12 protein-coding genes and 1 pseudogene are annotated in these 17712 nt (G+C 35.9%); 2 read left to right on the top strand and 11 right to left on the bottom strand.

What is annotated here, in order from left to right; translation table 11 throughout:
• Positions 1-61: 61 nt before the first annotated feature.
• From AC3QLY_RS06450 to AC3QLY_RS06405, 10 genes are all read right to left on the bottom strand, one after another.
• Complete coding sequence (locus AC3QLY_RS06450) at positions 62-1543, bottom strand: SusD/RagB family nutrient-binding outer membrane lipoprotein (protein ID WP_218331537.1); 1482 nt, start codon at positions 1541-1543, stop codon at positions 62-64.
• Positions 1544-1562: 19 nt separating this feature from the next.
• Positions 1563-4823 (bottom strand): SusC/RagA family TonB-linked outer membrane protein, encoded by a 3261-nt coding sequence (locus tag AC3QLY_RS06445; protein WP_492991014.1) that lies wholly within the window; start codon positions 4821-4823, stop codon positions 1563-1565.
• Between the two features lie 82 nt (positions 4824-4905).
• A complete protein-coding gene (locus tag AC3QLY_RS06440; RefSeq protein WP_287101517.1) occupies positions 4906-5286 on the bottom strand; it encodes a hypothetical protein in 381 nt (126 codons plus the stop codon).
• Positions 5287-5667: 381 nt separating this feature from the next.
• Positions 5668-5997 (bottom strand): TolC family protein, encoded by a 330-nt coding sequence (locus tag AC3QLY_RS06435; RefSeq protein WP_218332022.1) that lies wholly within the window; start codon positions 5995-5997, stop codon positions 5668-5670.
• Between the two features lie 491 nt (positions 5998-6488).
• Positions 6489-9074, bottom strand: coding sequence for a multicopper oxidase domain-containing protein (locus AC3QLY_RS06430; RefSeq protein WP_228733263.1), 2586 nt, complete (start codon positions 9072-9074; stop codon positions 6489-6491).
• Positions 9075-9696: 622 nt separating this feature from the next.
• The gene (locus AC3QLY_RS06425; protein WP_492991011.1) at positions 9697-11739 is read right to left on the bottom strand and encodes a copper-translocating P-type ATPase; all 2043 of its coding nucleotides are present in this window, start codon (positions 11737-11739) and stop codon (positions 9697-9699) included.
• Between the two features lie 90 nt (positions 11740-11829).
• Positions 11830-12297 (bottom strand): heme-binding domain-containing protein, encoded by a 468-nt coding sequence (locus tag AC3QLY_RS06420; protein ID WP_218332020.1) that lies wholly within the window; start codon positions 12295-12297, stop codon positions 11830-11832.
• A gap of 2 nt (positions 12298-12299) precedes the next feature.
• A complete protein-coding gene (locus AC3QLY_RS06415; RefSeq protein WP_218332017.1) occupies positions 12300-12920 on the bottom strand; it encodes a DUF3347 domain-containing protein in 621 nt (206 codons plus the stop codon).
• Positions 12921-13010: 90 nt separating this feature from the next.
• Positions 13011-13538, bottom strand: coding sequence for a DUF3347 domain-containing protein (locus tag AC3QLY_RS06410; RefSeq protein WP_228733261.1), 528 nt, complete (start codon positions 13536-13538; stop codon positions 13011-13013).
• Between the two features lie 78 nt (positions 13539-13616).
• Positions 13617-14066, bottom strand: a complete 450-nt coding sequence (locus tag AC3QLY_RS06405) for a hypothetical protein (protein WP_288073159.1) — start codon at positions 14064-14066, stop codon at positions 13617-13619.
• 786 nt (positions 14067-14852) lie between these two features.
• Here AC3QLY_RS06405 and AC3QLY_RS06400 point away from each other — a divergent pair.
• Positions 14853-15632, top strand: coding sequence for an SDR family oxidoreductase (locus AC3QLY_RS06400; protein ID WP_074417939.1), 780 nt, complete (start codon positions 14853-14855; stop codon positions 15630-15632).
• Between the two features lie 62 nt (positions 15633-15694).
• A pseudogene (locus AC3QLY_RS06395) lies at positions 15695-16072 on the top strand (GxxExxY protein).
• Positions 16073-16217: 145 nt separating this feature from the next.
• On the opposite strand, the gene AC3QLY_RS06390 reads toward AC3QLY_RS06395, so the two are convergent.
• The gene (locus tag AC3QLY_RS06390) at positions 16218-17624 is read right to left on the bottom strand and encodes a PAS domain-containing sensor histidine kinase (RefSeq protein ID WP_074421033.1); all 1407 of its coding nucleotides are present in this window, start codon (positions 17622-17624) and stop codon (positions 16218-16220) included.
• Positions 17625-17712: the final 88 nt, after the last annotated feature.

Here is a 17712-nt window from a genome sequence, read left to right as displayed (position 1 = left end):
CCAAGCATAAAAAAACCTGCTGCGGATGCAACAGGTTGTAGAAAGCAATTGGTATGGTACTTTATTTTTCCCACCAGGCTTTGTAAGTTGTTATTTCCTGGCCACCCATTAATTGAATTTCTGCATTATAATTTTTTGTATTAATATTTTTTTCAGAAGTTGGATATAAAAACCGGGTTGGTATCACTCCGTTATTTAAGTTAACAGAACCACCAGGATCAAATGCAGGAAATCCTGTTCTTCTGTATTCAATCCATCCTTCAAAACCATTGTTAATATTAGCCAGCCATTTTTGGGTAATGATTTGTTTCATTGAGTTAGCCATACTGCTGTTATCAAAAGCTACGCCGGCATGGGTTAAATAATTGGTTGCTGTATTGGGGTCAATACCAATTTCGGCATAAGCACCCAATACGCCGCTGTTATAATAGTTTTGTGCACTGCCGGCAATAAAACCTTTTAAAGCTGCTTCTGCTAATATAAATTGCTGCTCTGCATAAGTAATAATTCTGGCTTTAATTAAATTAACGTTGGTTCCTTTTGTAAAACTACTATTGAAGTTAGAAGCCTGAGCTGTTTGAGAGTTGGTAGCATCTACCACCAATGGCAATCCGCCGTAATTGGTAAAATTAAAAGGTGCACCACTTGCAGTAAGCGAATTGGGAGCAAAATATGCCATAATTCTGGCAGTATCTGTAGTGTTTACAAAAGTATTATACAAAAGGTTGTTCATGTATTTTACCTGAAAATCACCTGTACGCTCTGTTAAGCTCACAAAGTTATAAGGGGTTGTAGTTGGCAATGCCAAAGTACCACTTTGTGATGCATTTTGCATAATGGCACCATCATTTACAATGGCCTGCATTTCTGCACTTACGCTTAATTTAGAAGATACCCGCAATAAATATCGCAAACGCAACGCATTAATGAATCTGCGCCAGGCCATGGTGTTTGAATTGAATAACATGTCGCCACTAATTAAACCGGAAGGATTGGCTTTTAATAAACTATCGGCTCTTCTCAAAGAAGGGATGATTCCTGCAGCAGGATCGGTATACACTGTTTGCTGATTATCATATACAGGTGTGTATACACCGGATGCACCTTGTAAGGCTTGTGTAAAAGGAATATCGCCCCACAATTCGGTTAATTGTGCAAATGCATAAGAACGCAAAGTTAATGCAGCAGCCTGTAATAATGGATTGTTTTGCCTTACTGCCAGTCCATATAATGTATTGGCATCTCTTGCAGTTTCATATAAAGGAATCCAATAGGGTTCATTGGTAACGGGTTGGTAACGGGTTGGCTGGTCATAGTAGGATTGACTGTACGTCATGTATTGATTATACCCATTACCGAGTGTCCATACAATATTTGCATTATTGTAGAACAAAGAAACAACAGTATTGGAAAGCAAAGTAGTGGCATCCGGTTTTTCCAAATTATTCGGATTGATATTTACCGTTTGTAATTCTTTAGAACAGGAACTAAACAGCAAAATTGCTATCATTAACTTGCCTGTATTCAAAAATATTTTTTTCATAAATCAATGTTTTATTTAATTAAAAGTTTAATCCTAACGATAAACCCATACTTTTGGTAGAAGGGATACTTAAAAATTCTGTACCAGGTAATATTTGTTGTCCTCTTAATGCCAGTGTTTCAGGATCTACATCTTTATTTTGGGTAAACTCTAATATATTTCTTGCTACAAATGAAAGATTCATGTTGGCTTTAGAAGTAGCACCAAACAAATTCTTGAAAGTATAACCAATTCTAAATTCTCTTAATTTAACATAGGTAGCATTGTACATAAAGGCTTCGTTATTCGAAGCATTATAATATCCATTGTAATAAGTTGCAGCATCTACCCTAACATTATTAGGTACATATTTTCCGCTGGCATCCTGCATCACACCTTTACCAATAATACCTGTTTCTCTGCCGGGTAAAGTTTCAACCGACATACCACCGGCCAAAACCCCCAAAGCAGTGTAGGAATAAAATTTACCGCCCTGGTGCCAATCCCATACAAAACTCATATTGAAATTTTTGTAAGTAAAATTGTTGGTCCATCCCAACACAAAATCAGGATTATAATTACCCAATAATGAATTTTGACTGGAAGTAAATTGAGGTACGCCATTTTTATAAACAATATTTCCCTGAGGGTCTCTTACAAAAACATTCCCATACATATTACCAATTCTTTGACCAACAACCGCATCATATTGAATAGCACGGAAGTAGCGGTCGTACTGTGTTACCTGTGCATATACATATGTATTGATACCATCAGGCAATGCTGTCACTTTTGAAATATTATGACTAAAGTTCAAATTCATATCCCAGTTAAAACCATTGGGCGTTTTAGAACGAATGGGTGAAGCATTGATCATAATTTCAATACCCTTGTTGTTAATAGATGCTCCATTTACATAAGCATTTGAATAACCTGAGGAAACAGGGATAGGCAATTGCACTACTTCATTTTTGGTATTGGAATTATACACTGTTGCATCAATACCAATTCTGTTATTCAGGAAACGGGCTTCAAAACCTGCTTCTGTGGTAGTAGTAGAAGAAGGCAACAGATTGTTGTTGGCCAGTACATTATTGCCTGTTGTTAGCGGATAATTGTTGAATGGGGTATTGGTAAGATAGGTATTGTTAATAGAATAAGGATCCGCATCGCGGCCTACTTTGGCAACAGAGGCTCTTACTTTTAAATATGAAATAGCAGCAGGCAGCCTTACCATATCAGATACAATGGCACTTAATGAAGCAGAAGGATAAAAGAATGAATTGTGATTTACCGGTAAAGTACTGGATATATCATTTCTACCGGTAACGTTTAAGAACAACAGACCTTTATAATCAACATCTGCAAAACCGTAAGCACTGTATACTACTTTATTAAATTGTTGAAAAAAAGTAGGCAACTGGCTTTGCGCATTTGAGAAATTGTATAAACCCGGGGTAATTAATGTGTTGGCAATATTTCTATTATATGATACATTCTGCATAAATCGGTTACCCCCTACTGATGCGTCAAAATTCCAGATATTGCTGTGTTTTTTGTTATAGCTAACTAAGAAATCGGTATTGTTTTCAAAATAATTAATATCATCCGTTCTAAAGCCACCACTGGGGAAACGAACAGTAGTAAACGCACGGTGTCCTTCTCTGTGGTCGGTATAATAATCTGTGCCGGTACGCACCATTGCTGTCCACTGTTTATTAAACGCATATTTCAATGAAGCGTTTCCAATTAAACGGTTTTTATTAAAACTATTTACGTTGTCATACATTGTTACATAAGGATTGTCGTGGTTATTCCAGTAACGAAACTGATTTAAATTGGTACGACCTGTTTGCCATTGTTTTTTCAAAGAGTTCAAATCAATGTTAATTGGCATGCCATAAACCCCAAAGTAAGTATACATTACACTTTCAGAACCATACCCAATATTGGGCCGATTGCTGCTGTTGCTGTTAATGAAATCGATAAAAACATCTGAAGTCAGCTTATCACTATACTTATGCTCTGTTCTTAAAGAAATACCATTCCTTCTTAAATCAGTATTTGGTAAAATACCTCTGTTATATAAATTGCTGATAGAAAAGTGATAACTTCCCTTGTCACTTACACCACCAAAACCAATATTATTTTGGGTAGTGATACCAGTTTGTAAAAAATTTTTAAAATGATCGGCATGGCCAACCCATGGTGTACCCTGTGGCGTTAAACCCGGATTAATGCTACGTGCAACCAAATCGGCCGCCTGATAGGGTGTGCCTGAAATAGGACTATCAAATTGCACCACATTTAAGGTTGGATCAAATTTTAAACCCCAATTCGGTATATTGTTTTCATTAGAAGCACCGCCATTCTGATAAGTATACGTACTCGGATTGCCGGATAAAGGATAAGCATTAATACCTGCACCATATTGATTTTGCAAACGAGGTAATTTTAAAGGCGTTTCAAATGTTGTTGTTGAATTGAAACTAATGCCTTGCATTCCTTTTTCGGGTGTACCTTTTTTTGTAGTCAGTACAATGGCACCATTGGCTGCTCTTGAACCATATAATGCTGCTGCTGTAGAACCTTTTAACACGGTTACTTTTGCAATATCGTTCGGATTAATTTCTGCTGCGCCATTACCATAATCTACCTCAGCCCATGTACCCTGATTAGCTGAATTTTCTATGGCATTGTTAAAATATGTTTCATTATTTATAGGCACCCCATCTACTACAAACAAAGGTTGATTGGTGCCGCTGAATGAATTTTCTCCCCTTATAACAATTCGTGATGTAGAACCAACACCAGCACCGCCATTGGTAATATATACACCTGCAATTTTTCCGCTTAAGTTGTTAATTAAGTTGGGATCTTCCGCCTGAGTAATTTGACGGGTATTTACCGATTGTACTGCATAGCCCAATGCTTTGGATTGTTTACTAATGCCCAATGCGGTTACCACCACTTCATTCAATGATTTTACTTCTTTCTGTAAGGCAATGGTAATGTTCTTCCTGCCCCTTAATGGAAATTTTTCGGGTGCATAACCCACATATGTAATTATTAAAACAGCATTGGCATTGACACTCAGGGTAAAATTACCTTGTGCATCCGTAACTGTTCCTTTTTGAGTTGTACTGATAGAAACACTGGCACCCACAATAGGTGTTTGATCCTGTGCATCCAATACTTTACCGTTAATAATGTTGATGTCCTGTGACTGGCCTGCCACCGGTATAATGGCCATTAAAAGGCAGATGATAAATGCTGTTAGCACTGTAAAATTGCTGCGCATAAATAAAGGTTTGTTTTAGTAGTTGATATAGAAAAAATATAAAAGTTAGAATGGAAAAATGCCTAAGTGGCAAGTGCTTGCATCAAATTCTGAGTGAACCAATGCGAAAAAGTAATGTGGAATGTAATGTGCTTTTTGACGGAAAAAAAACAGGCAAGCCATATAAGATTGAACAAACAGATACCGGCATTTTACAATGTACCATTGATACCTGAGAATAACATGGATTCAAGTCCCTATCCGAATCATCATCGCCATCTATAACATCTTGAATGATGGCTAATGGCGTGGGCAGTGAATGTTGTGAAGAAAAAACGGATAAAAAGGCAGGTGATTTTTCCTGCAGCGAGAAAAAAGTATGATTCACTTTTGAAGGATGCAATAAGGCAACTGCTTTTACTCCTGTATTTTGCAGTAATACAAAGCAAAGCAACAATAAACAATTCAGTAGTCTGTTATGCATAGGTTTCATCAGGTCGCAAAGCTAACAGCGCATGATTGTATGGTTGAAATAAATGAGATTAACAAATTGTAAACATTTAGCAAAACAACCAAAAGGTTACAATTTGTTAACATTGACTTTCTACATACAGCAAAAAACCTGCTGCAGTTGCAACAGGCTGAAGAAAACGAATGGCCAGCTAAAAATAGCAGCTATGAATGTAACACTGCTTAGAAAAAAATTTTTATGCTTCCATATATTCAAACCAAAAAACTTTAATTAGAAAGAAAATAAACCCTGGTAATAATCAAATATTTTTTGCTGCAGCAACGCATCATACCTGATAATAATAAGGTTATTTTTTGTATTATCCAGGTTATTTTTTGCTTTGATACAATCTACTTAAGTGCCTATACCTGCTTCAAATTTTACCGTGGCAGCATGGAAAGAGTTTTCGAAATCAGCATATTGTTGTTCCAGTGCATGCAACCGTTGCGATGCCTGCTGCATATTGATATAAGTACCATAAACTGATTGCTGTAATTGGGTTTTGGTGGTTTTTAATAAAAAAGGAGATTGATAGACATGAATTTTTGCCTGCCTTATTTTGGCACGTACCTGCAATCCATTTAAAATGGGTATTTGCAATATCAAACTCAATGAAGCATTGAAATTATTTTTCCATCGCTGTCCGTATGAAATATTTTGGCTGCTATAATTATTTTGTTGCATGTATAATTTTATGAATAATAATATCAGAAGAATTGGATAATTTGCCTTTTAATTAGCTTTACCTTTAATCAAATTATACTATTACACAAGGGCGATATTCAGGTACATTCCATCATCTATAAAGGAAGTATATTTACTTTACAATTCAATGAATAAACATACAAGCAGCTAACACAGAGCAGATTTTAGTCTGTGTAATATTAAGCATTAAGCCCATGTTGGTTTTTCGAACAAGTCAACCTGTATTATTATTACGCATCATTAATTATAGTCTGAAATAATATAATTCTGATTATATTAAATTATTTTTTTTAAAATATTAATAGTATAACGTGTTGTGCTATTAAAATCAGTTTTCGCTTGAAACTTATTGCCTAATGGTGTTTCAGTAAACGCTGTATAACTAATGGCTGTTGAGCCTATTTTATTGAAACTTATGCCCAGCAAGCTTTTCAGAGCTTAATAGCACTACACGTTAATAGTATAATATATTAATAAGTAATTGTTAACCCGGCACCCAAACCCATATCACTATCATAATGAGTAGATAAAGAAATATATTTGGTGGCAATGTACCGGAAACCTGCCATGTATTCTTTATCAGTATTTATCATCATATTAAAACGCAGGCGTTTACTAATGGGTACATCTTCTCTGCTTAACTGAAACCGGAATTTACCATTACCATCAATTCTTGCATCAGCTACAAACAACAAAGGCAGCGTGTAAGCAATACCGGCTACTATTGTATGACGATCTAGTTTATCACTTGTTTGACCAAACCAATTCTTTTTTTCGCTACCAAAAATATTTTTTGGTCCGCCTTCTACTTTATAATGATAATCAAACCCAATGTAAGGAAACCACCATTGCATTCTGCCAAGGTAACGGCCAAACATAGTTTCACTTTCATATCCTAATTTATCGTTTAGCCCCAGATTCCATAAGGTAGTTGCCTTCCAGCGTGTATTTGCAAGCATCACATTCCCATCACTCCCATTGCTTTCCAAACCAATTCTAGCCATAGTATGAAACATTCTCCCTTCGGCAAATAATTTTCTTCGTGCCAGTTTTGGGTTAGGTATTTCCGGATTGGGTGGTGAATTTTCATAACTAAATACCCTTCCCATACCACTCATCATATGGTATAATATATGGCAATGGAAAAACCAGTCGCCGCTCATATTTGCTGCAAACTCTATCGTATCTCTTTCCATTGGCATGATGTCTAACACATTTTTTAAAGGAGCGTAATCACCCTGCCCATTCAGTACACGAAAATCATGACCATGTAAATGCATGGGATGACGCATCATAGTATTATTATATAATATAATTCTAACATTTTCACCTTTTTTAATTAATATCTTATCGGCTTCAGATAATACCTTATTGTTGATACTCCACATATACCGATTCATATTCCCGGTTAATTCAAAATTCAACTCTTTTAGTGGCCCCGGAGGTAAATCGGTATGATGGGTGGCACGTAGCATGCCGTAATTCAATGTTTGAATATCCGGATTATCATCATTCATATCCATACCAGCCATACTTTGATTGCCATGATTCATCTGCATTTGTTTACCTTTGCGCATCTGCATGGAATCATTACTTTTATTTTTCTTTATATTGTCATATCCTGTTATTTCCGGGTACATTACCGTATTCATATCCATCTCCTGATTTTGCATATTCATGCCTTCCATCTGAACCATATTGCCCTTCATATCCATCATGTCATTCATCATTTTCATTCCTGCAAAGTATTTGAGTTTAGGCAATTTTTTCGCTGGCATTTTCATACCCCTGCCCAACCATAATGACGCAGATTTAGTACGGTCTTCCGGCGTTGCCAAAAATTCATACTGCATATTGTCAGGTATTGTTACCACGACATCATAGGTTTCTGAAACCCCTATTATCAATCGATCAACCTCAACCGGTTCTACATCATTACCATCGTTCGCTACTACCGTAATCTTACCACCTGAATAGGTTAGCCAGAAATAAGTAGAAGCTGACCCGTTTGAGATTCGAAGCCTGACTTTATCGCCCGCCTTGAACTGTGGCATTTCACTTTCACTTTTCCCATTAATGAAGAACTTGTTGTAAGCAACATCACTTACATCCATTGCATTCATCCGTTTCCACTCATTGGTTAGTTTTGTTTTAAAGTTTCCACTTTTAATGGCTTCAATATAACTTTGTGTAGTCCCTTTCTTTATTGCAAACCAATCAGTTGCTGCATGCAGACTACGATCAATTTCGCTGGGATTCATGTCTGCCCAATCACTTAATACGATTGGAATTGCGGGCAAGTCATCTATACTCCGCCGGAAACTGGTATCATCATTTCTCTTTTTAAGAATCAATGATCCGTACATACCTATTTGTTCCTGCAATCCAAAGTGACTATGATACCAGTGGGTGCCATTTTGAATGATTGGAAACTTATATAGATAGGTAGTGTGGGGTTGAATAGGCATTTGGGTAAGATAGGGAACACCATCTTCCTTATTGGGTACATACAAACCATGCCAGTGCAATCCTGTTGGTTCATTGAGTTCATTGTGTACATAAATTTCTGCTGTATCACCTTCGGTAAAAGTAAGAGTTGGCATGGGTATCTGTCCGTTTACTGCAATGGCATGTTTTACTTTACCCGTAAAATTTACAATGGTATCCCTTACATATAAATCATAGCGCACGGTTTTTGGAGGCTCACTTTTCTGTAAGGTTTTCGCAGGTGCTATTTTTAGCATGGGCATTGCCATATTATTTAGGTCTTGTTTTTGTGTACTGCCTTTTAAAGGCATCGGCATGGTTTGTTTCTTTGGCAATTGCGTTTTTTGCGCTGCTGTATTGACTATTTTTTTATACAAAACCATTCCACACTTCGGACAATTGCCTGGTTTATCTGCATGAATTTCAGGATGCATCACACAAGTATAATACGAGGTGATTTGCTGTTTTTTTACGATATCTTTTTGATGCATGTCCATTCCTTTCATGTCTTGTGCCTGAGCGAAGGAATAAGACGCAAAAAGCAATATTATTAAGATTATTTTTTTCATTTCTATGTATTATTTTTTTAAAAACTGCAAAACAAAAAATTCTGTTTCGTATTGAATGGCTTGATATGTGCTTCTCCGATACACTTTATTCTGTAAAAATCGTTCTCGAACCCTTTAACCATAGCATCTTATGAATATTCTTTTATTCCAAATCCACTATAATTCTGAGGTCTGCTTTTGCAAATATTCCTAATATCAAATAGCCTTCAGATACGATTGATTGTGCTGCGATTTGTACACATTTTTCTATTTTATCTTCATGAATCAGAAAATGAAATGCTGCTCAATCGTGCCAGAAATCGAACTTTACTGAAGGTGCAAACCCGGTATCATCTGAAACAATTCAATTTACTTTTGCCGCATTTTCGCCCAATCGTTTTTTGGCTCTTTCAATGGCATTGACTGAAATATCCAATACATAAATATTTTCATAATTTAATTTAATTAAACCATCAACAAAATGGCTGTTACCTCCACCGATATCAATAATATTGGCAGTTGTAGAAAGATGAAAGAAATTCTTTTGAAGTTTTAGGATATTTCTGAAAACAACTGAAACCCTTTTCTTCTTTGGTTATATAGATACTTTCCCAATGTTGTTTTTGATTTACAATTTCCATTTTTAATAATTTTTTACTTTTAACATACTTGCATTGATGGCAACTACAATTGTACTAACAGCCATTAAAGCTGCACCTGCTGCCGGGCTTAATAAAATACCGTGTTTGTATAAAATTCCTGCTGCCAATGGTAACGCAATTACATTGTAACCTGTTGCCCAAATTAAATTCTGTACCATTTTACGATGAGTAGCTTTGCCAAATAAAATCAGGCTTACAATATCTTTTGGATTGCTGTTCACTAAAACTATACCGGCAGTCTCTGCAGCAATATCGCTGCCACTACCCACAGCAATACCTACATCTGCAATGGCCAATGCAGGGGCATCATTCACACCGTCACCTGTCATGGCAACAAATTCACCTTTACTTTGCAACGCTTTAATTTCCTCTAATTTTTGATGCGGCAATACTTCGGCAATATAATTATCCATACCTAAAGTATCGCTTACGCTTTTAGCAACATTGCTGTTATCACCTGTGAGCAGAATTGATTTAATATTATTTTCTTTTAATACTTTTATTGCTTCGGCCGATTCAGATCGTATTTCGTCTGATAAAGCAATATATCCGGCCAATTCATCATCTATTATCACAAATACAACCGTTTCCCTTACGTTTGTAGAAAAATCTTTTGGAACGGCCAATTTGCTTTCTTTTAGATAAACCGGACTAACTATCATTATTTTTTTTCCTTCAACTATTGCCTCAACACCTTTTCCTGTGATGGCTTTAAAGTTATCTGCGGCCGGTACTTTGATGGCTAAGTCTTTTATTTTTTGCATAATACCGGTTGCAATAGGATGTTCTGAGTTTTGCTCCAATGCGGCAGCCATTCGAATGATTTCAGTTTCGCTTAAATTCTTATGCAGCGGCACAATTTTCGACACTTTGAATTTTCCTTCAGTTAATGTACCCGTCTTATCAAATACTACTGTAGTTATTTTTCTTGCATTTTCAAAGGCTGTTCTGTTTTTAATGAGTAATCCATTTTTTGCGGATAGGGCTGTTGATTTTGCCACAACCAACGGAACAGCCAAACCCAAAGCATGGGGGCAGCAAATAACAATTACCGTTACCATTCTTTCCATTGCAAATGCCAAAGACTGCCCCGTAAAATACCAAAATAAAAAAGTGCCAATTCCCGAAACCAATGCAATAATCGTTAACCATTTTGCTGCTTTATCTGCTAATAACTGTGTGTTTGATTTTGATTTTTGTGCATCATCTACCAACCTGATAACCTGCGATAAGTAAGAATCACTTGCCGTATGTGAAACAGTAACTTTAATGGAGCCATTACCATTGATTGAACCGGCAATTACTTTATCACCTTTTGCTTTTTGTATCGGTTTACTTTCACCTGTAAGCATACTTTCATTGAGGTAGCTTTCGCCTTCTAATATTATTCCATCTGCTGCTACCTTCTCGCCGGGCTTTACTAAAATAATATCGTTTGCTTTTAGTGTATCGGTTTTTACATCATGCACCATTTCAGGCATTACCATATGTGCATCGGCTGGCATCAACTGCACTAATAATTCTAATTCCTTTGAAGCGCCTGCAATAGATTTCATTTCAATCCAATGCCCTAACAACATAATGAGTATTAGTGTTGTTAATTCCCAAAAAAAATCCATTCCCTTCAATCCGAAAACAATGGCTACACTATAAATATATGCTACCGTTATGGCAAAGCCTATTAAAAACATCATACCCGGGCTTTTGGCTTTTACTTCATCTAACAATCCCTTTAAAAATGGGAAACCACCATATAAAAAAACAATAGTAGATAAAGCGAACAGAAGGTATTGCGATCCTTTAAATTGCCAGCTGGCTCCTAAAAAATTTTGTATCATGGGTGATAACAGAATAATAGGAATGGAGAGGATAAGCACCACATAAAATCTTTTTTTAAAATCAGCAATCATCATGGCATGGTGATTATGCCCTGCCGTACCCATTGATGTTTTTTTTGTGTGCTGCATATTGCCCATTGCATGTCCGGCATGGTTGATTAAATTGTTTTGATGTTGCTTTTCCATAATATAAATTTTATTTGCAGCAATCTTTTTTGTGTATAAAAATTGCTTTAAAAATTTTAAAAATTATTTGCTTTATTGTTTTCATAAAAATTAATTTTTTGCTAAAAGACTATCGGCTACTTTATTTAACCATTGGGAAAGCTGTACTCTTTCTTCTTTTGAAAGCCGGGCTTTCCTGTGTATTATTTTATATGACAATAAAGGCATTTCATTATCTCGAACCTGATCAGCCATATCTCTCAGCTTACTAATTTGCCTGCGTGGTGCATAGCTGCCAAACACACTTAAATTTAAGTTTGCTTTACCATTTTTTATATGATTCGCCATCAACCATGCTACCGGCTGAAAATTAGCATACCATGGATAACTGGTATTGTTGCTGTGACAATCATAACAGGCATTTATTAAAAGTTTGTGTACATTATCCGGAACAACATACATTTTACTAAAATCTGTAGGAAAGACCTGCCCGCTTTTATTTCGGGCAGGTTGTATCAGTTGAATCAGGACTAAAATGGCACCTAAAGAAATGAGTATATACTTTTTTGTAGGGCGCATGGTTATTTCATTTCTTCTTTTATTGTACCACAAGTAGGCATTGATTTTCCCAAATAAGGATTTTTAATATCTTTGGTTTCGCTAATCCATATTGCTCCTTTACCATTGTTTGCCATTGGACAAAAATCTTTATATAAAGTTTGTCCGTTATTACCAAAGGCTTTTATAAGGTCTGAAATATCACTACTCAGCATCATAAAATGTTCCCGCTGGTGTTTAATTTTATCTGCATTTGAACCAATATGTTCTGCATTTTCTTTTATATCGTCATGTAAATCTGCATATGCTTTCATTTGGTCAGCAGACAGAGTTGATTGATTTACTTTATTTAAAAGTTCAACGATGGATTTACCTGCAGCAGCGGCATCATTTGCATTATCATTTGCCAGCGCATTCTTCATTTGCAGGTAACCTGCAATGATTGCTTTGATCGGGAACATTGCAGCATTTTGTGTACCTGTTGCATGGTTCGTTAACTGCTGGTGCATGGCCATTGATGTATCGCCGGTTTTATCATTTTCTTTTGATGTTGTTGTTTTATCGTTGCCGGTATTGCAGGCAGCAATGGCTAAGGTAGTGGCTGCTATTGCAACCATTATTGCTAAAGATATAGATATTTTCATATTTAGTTATTTTTATATTTTAATTTAAATATCGATTTTAAAATGCGTTTTCCAAAAATAAATGTGAATTGTTCAATGCAGGCAAATCAATTACAAAGTTGCTTTTATGCTGCCGCAAGAAAGCATTGCACTGCCAAAATATGGGTTTTTGATTGCCTTATTATTACTTAGCCATATAGCCTTTTTCATGGGACAATATTGCTGGTATATAGGCTCGGCAGAGAGCTTTACTTTTTTTGCCAACTCAAACATATTGTTCGATAAAGTGACAAATTTTTCCCTTTGCAGTTTTATATCTTTTGATTGAGAAATAGCAACAGCCTCTTTTAACAGGCCTGCCTTTTCAGCATCATTCATTATTTGCAGATCGGCACCATTTATGGTTTTTACCAATTCATCTGCACTGCTTGCCGCTAATACAGGGTTACTGCTTACTAAAGCGTCTTTAAGCTTATAATATGTATTGAGTAATTGAACTGGCTGTGTTTTTGTATTGCTTTGTGAAAAGCTGTTCTGAGCAAATGCCATGACGATAAGGGCAAGCATTATAAATGATTTTTTAATTGAAAACATTTTTATATTTATAACGCTTTTCAGCTCCTGAATTATTGATTTCATTTTAGTTTGATTTTTATGTTTAACAAAATAGGTAGGGGCATAAGTATGCCTTTATCATGCTACAAACATAAAATGAAATCATATTTGAAAACTCTGAATAGCAACTCGAATGTCCGGAATGGGAGGGTGATAACCACACACAAAATATTTGTTAGACTTACTAACCTGTGAAGCAGGCAATATAATGGTGTCAGGGTAAGTGATTACAAAAGCAGTAGAAAATACCGGGTTTAATTGCTTAACAACTTGTGGAACTACTTTATCAGCCCGTACTATTTTCAATACTTCATCATTACAACAATTATTTTTACCGTCTGAATCTGAATGCGCATGTTGATGTGCTACAACTTCCAGATGTTGTGGATGACCTTTGGTATGAACAAAAAATTCCGCTTCAGCCTCATGATGGTGCTCATTAAACCCCATATCTACCCCCATAGCACAGGCAAAACCCACCACCATATTCAGGGAGAATATGGTTAACAGGAAAATTGCTTTAAACTGTATGGATGATAAACTATATTTCATGTTGCCTAAAGTAAAATTACAATTATTATATCAAATTGTTTTTTTTAAATGCAAAAGTAGCCACGAAAACTGTTTGTTTGTTACATAATTATTTGAAGAATTTGCAAAATTTTAAGCGCAGGAATAAAATTAAAACAATCCTTCCTCATTCAAAAATGACATTCAGGAAAACAATGACCAGATTAAAGTAAATATTGCCATTTTAGCTTTAAACATACTTAAACTTTTTTCAATTTAGACGCATTCCCATTGAAAGTATACAAAACTTAATGATGGGAAGAACACCTGCTTAAAAGCCATATAGAGTTTCGCTTACACCATAAGACCTTGAAAAGTAAAATATACCACTAATTTTAAGCGTTACAATGAATAAAAGTTCTTTAAAAGAGAAGCCATAACATTTCTTCTAAGAAAATTAAAAAATAACTCGGCCACCAAGTACCTGTTTTCATTACTATGCAATATTGAAGAATATGTGAGATGTTGCACAGGTATTTATTTTAAAAACATCCTTAAAAATAAGCAGGGGGTATTATGCATGAAAAGCAGGATATCCTATCCGTTTTAGGCAGCAATGTTTCTCCGGTTCATAAATTTTGTAAGGATTCATATACTTCTGTAATTTTACCCGGAATGTATATAACACTTCTTACAATATTAAGATTGATTTTATATTTCAAGGATCTAAAACTTTTGTTCATTCAATCGTATGTTTTTTCAGCTCATTTTTATTTTGCTAACTAATAAAATAACAGCAGCCGATTGGGCTTACATCAATCAATAATTATGACACAACCATCTTCACTACCACCAACCTTTATTGTAGGCGGGGCTACTTCAGGACTTGGGAAAGCGATAGCGCTTCTTTTACTGGAAAAAGGGGCTAATCTTATAGCACTTGGCAGGAGTACGGAAGCATTGCAGCAGTTGTATTACAACTACCCGAAACAGGTTACCACTATCTGCGGAGATATTACCCTTCCGGTTACACAGAACACTGTATTGGATGCGATACAAAATATGTACATAGCAGGCATTTGTATGAATGCCGGAGGCCCACCGGCAGCTACTATTAACGAAACAACAATGCAGGATTGGGATATGGCTTATCAATCTGTATTGCGCTGGAAAGTAGCTATGGTAAAAGCATTGCTGCCTCAATTAGAAAATCAACAATATGGCCGGTTATTATTTATTGAAAGTGCTACCGTAAAACAACCCATGGAAAATTTAGTATTGAGTACGGCTTTTCGACTGGCTGTAACCGGATTTGTAAAAACCTTATCGAATGAAGTAGCAGCTAAAGGCATAACTGTTAATATTTTGGCGCCCGGGCCTCATAACACACCGGCTATTGAACGGGTTTTTAAAAAGAAACAAGAACAAACCGGTCTTGATTGGCAAACCATACAACAAACAGAAATAGAAAAAATACCTGTTCACAAATTGGGCAATGCACAGCAATTTGCACAATTAGCAATTTGGCTAATGAGCGAAGATGCAGGTTATATTACCGGGCAAACCATTTGTGTTGATGGCGGTATGGTGAAAGGTGTTTTTGGATAATATTATATATAATTAAATATTAATTATAAAAAATAACATTCACCAACTCTAACCATCTTTTCATGACAGAAAACGAAATTTCTAATACAATTATTGGCGCTGTAATGAAAGTGCATAAAGCTTTATGCCCTGGTTTATTGGAAAGCGCCTATCAGGAATGTTTATTGTATGTTTTGCTGAAAGAAGGGCTAATTATTGAAAAACAAAAGCCTATGCAATTAGTATTTGAAGAAATCCATTTAGAATGTGGTTATAGAATTGATTGATTAGTTGAAAATAAAGTGGTAATAGAAGTGAAAAGTGTAGAGGCATTAAATGATGTTCATTTAGCCCAAACACCCACCTATTTAAAACTAGGAAATTTTAAATTGGGTTTACTTATCAATTTTAATGTACCATTATTGAAGCATGGCATTAAAAGAGTAATAAACGGATTTTAATAGAAATTCTGACACTAAAAAAGTTGGAGATTTTTTTTATTTAACCACAAAGTACACAAAGTTTTTCGCAGAGAACACAAAGGCTATTTTAGATTGTTGATCCATCTGTGAAATTTTGGGTGAACTAAGAAGTGAAAGATAAATATTACCGTAATTTAAACTGAATATGAATTTTGCATCCTTTACCGGGTGCACTATCAATTTCTACTACGCCATTGTACATTTCGGCACGGCGTAATATATTATTAATGCCTATTCCTTTTCGCTGACTGTTTACATCAAATCCTATACCATTATCTTCAATGGTAAAGAATACATAGCTTTCATTGCGTTGCAAACGCAATATTACCTTCTTGGCACCTGAATGTTTGATGATATTATTGAACTGCTCCTGTGCTATGCGGTAAATATTGATTTTAAAGGGATAAGTTAGTCCTTCTTCCTCAAAATCGGTTAACCGGCTTTCAAATTGTAACGACTTTAATTCTCTGATATCAGCCATTAATTTCTCCAACCCCTCCTGCAAACTTATCTCGGTCTCTAAGGGTGTTATTAACGCTTTAGATAGTTTACGGATTTCTTCAATACTCTTTAAAATAAAACCTGATGCCTGACTCAATAAATTTTCTTTCCGGTTAGGATGCTGCCTTGCCGACTCTACATAAATGCGAGAAGCAATGAGCAATTGATTAACATTATCGTGCAACTCCTGACTAATTTCACTCCGTTCTTTTTCCTGCGCGGCTATTACGGCTTCCGCTATTTGTTGCTGCCGCAATAATTGTTCATTGACTAATTGCTGCTCTAATGCCAGCTTTTCAGTAACATTATTCAACATGGCCATTACCGCCTGCCGGTTATCATATACAATTTTATGCGATACCGTTTCCATCCACATTTTTTTGCCCAAAGCATTTTGATGTATCCACACACCTTTCTTTTTTTGTTTATCGGTATTCGCAAAATCAGCCGCAAATTTTAAAAAGTCTGGCAAGTTTTCCCGCAGATGAATATCTTTCATTGATAATTTTACAAAATCGCGCCGGGCATAACCATATTCTTTGCAGGCAGCATAATTCACATCAATGATATGCAGGGTTTCTAAATCCCACAATATTAAAGCCAGCGGATTATTTAAAAACAGGTAGCGGTATTTTTCATTGGCCGATTGCACCAATGCTTCATTGGCTAGTTTTTCACGCAGGTCAGTTATTTGTAACAGCAATAAGCATTCTTTTTCAGGAGCAAGCATGGTACAATGTACCGATACAGGGATGGCAGCTTCTCCCAAAATTTGCATATTGGTTGTAACCGATGCTACTGTATTGTTTTGCACATCAACACATAATTTTTGCCAGTATGATATTTCCCAATTCAATAATTGTAGCACTGAGTGCCGTAACCCATCAGCTACAGAACCACCCGTTAATTGCACCAATGCCGGATTGTTTGCATGTACAGCCCCTTTTGCATCGGCAATTAACATGGGCTGCAATACATACGCCCATAGCTGACCACTCCATTCATTACCGGCAGGTAAAGTTGTATCCATGCTGTGTTTAAATATTGAAATAATCTTAGTTTTAAACAACAATGCCAAAACAAGCAGTTGCGTACTAACAAATTATCTCATGAAAAGA

Source organism: Hydrotalea sp. GW822-HT8A01, from assembly GCF_058798575.1.
Note: the sequence above shows the minus strand (reverse complement) of the source record. Positions and strands in the feature narration are given on the sequence as shown.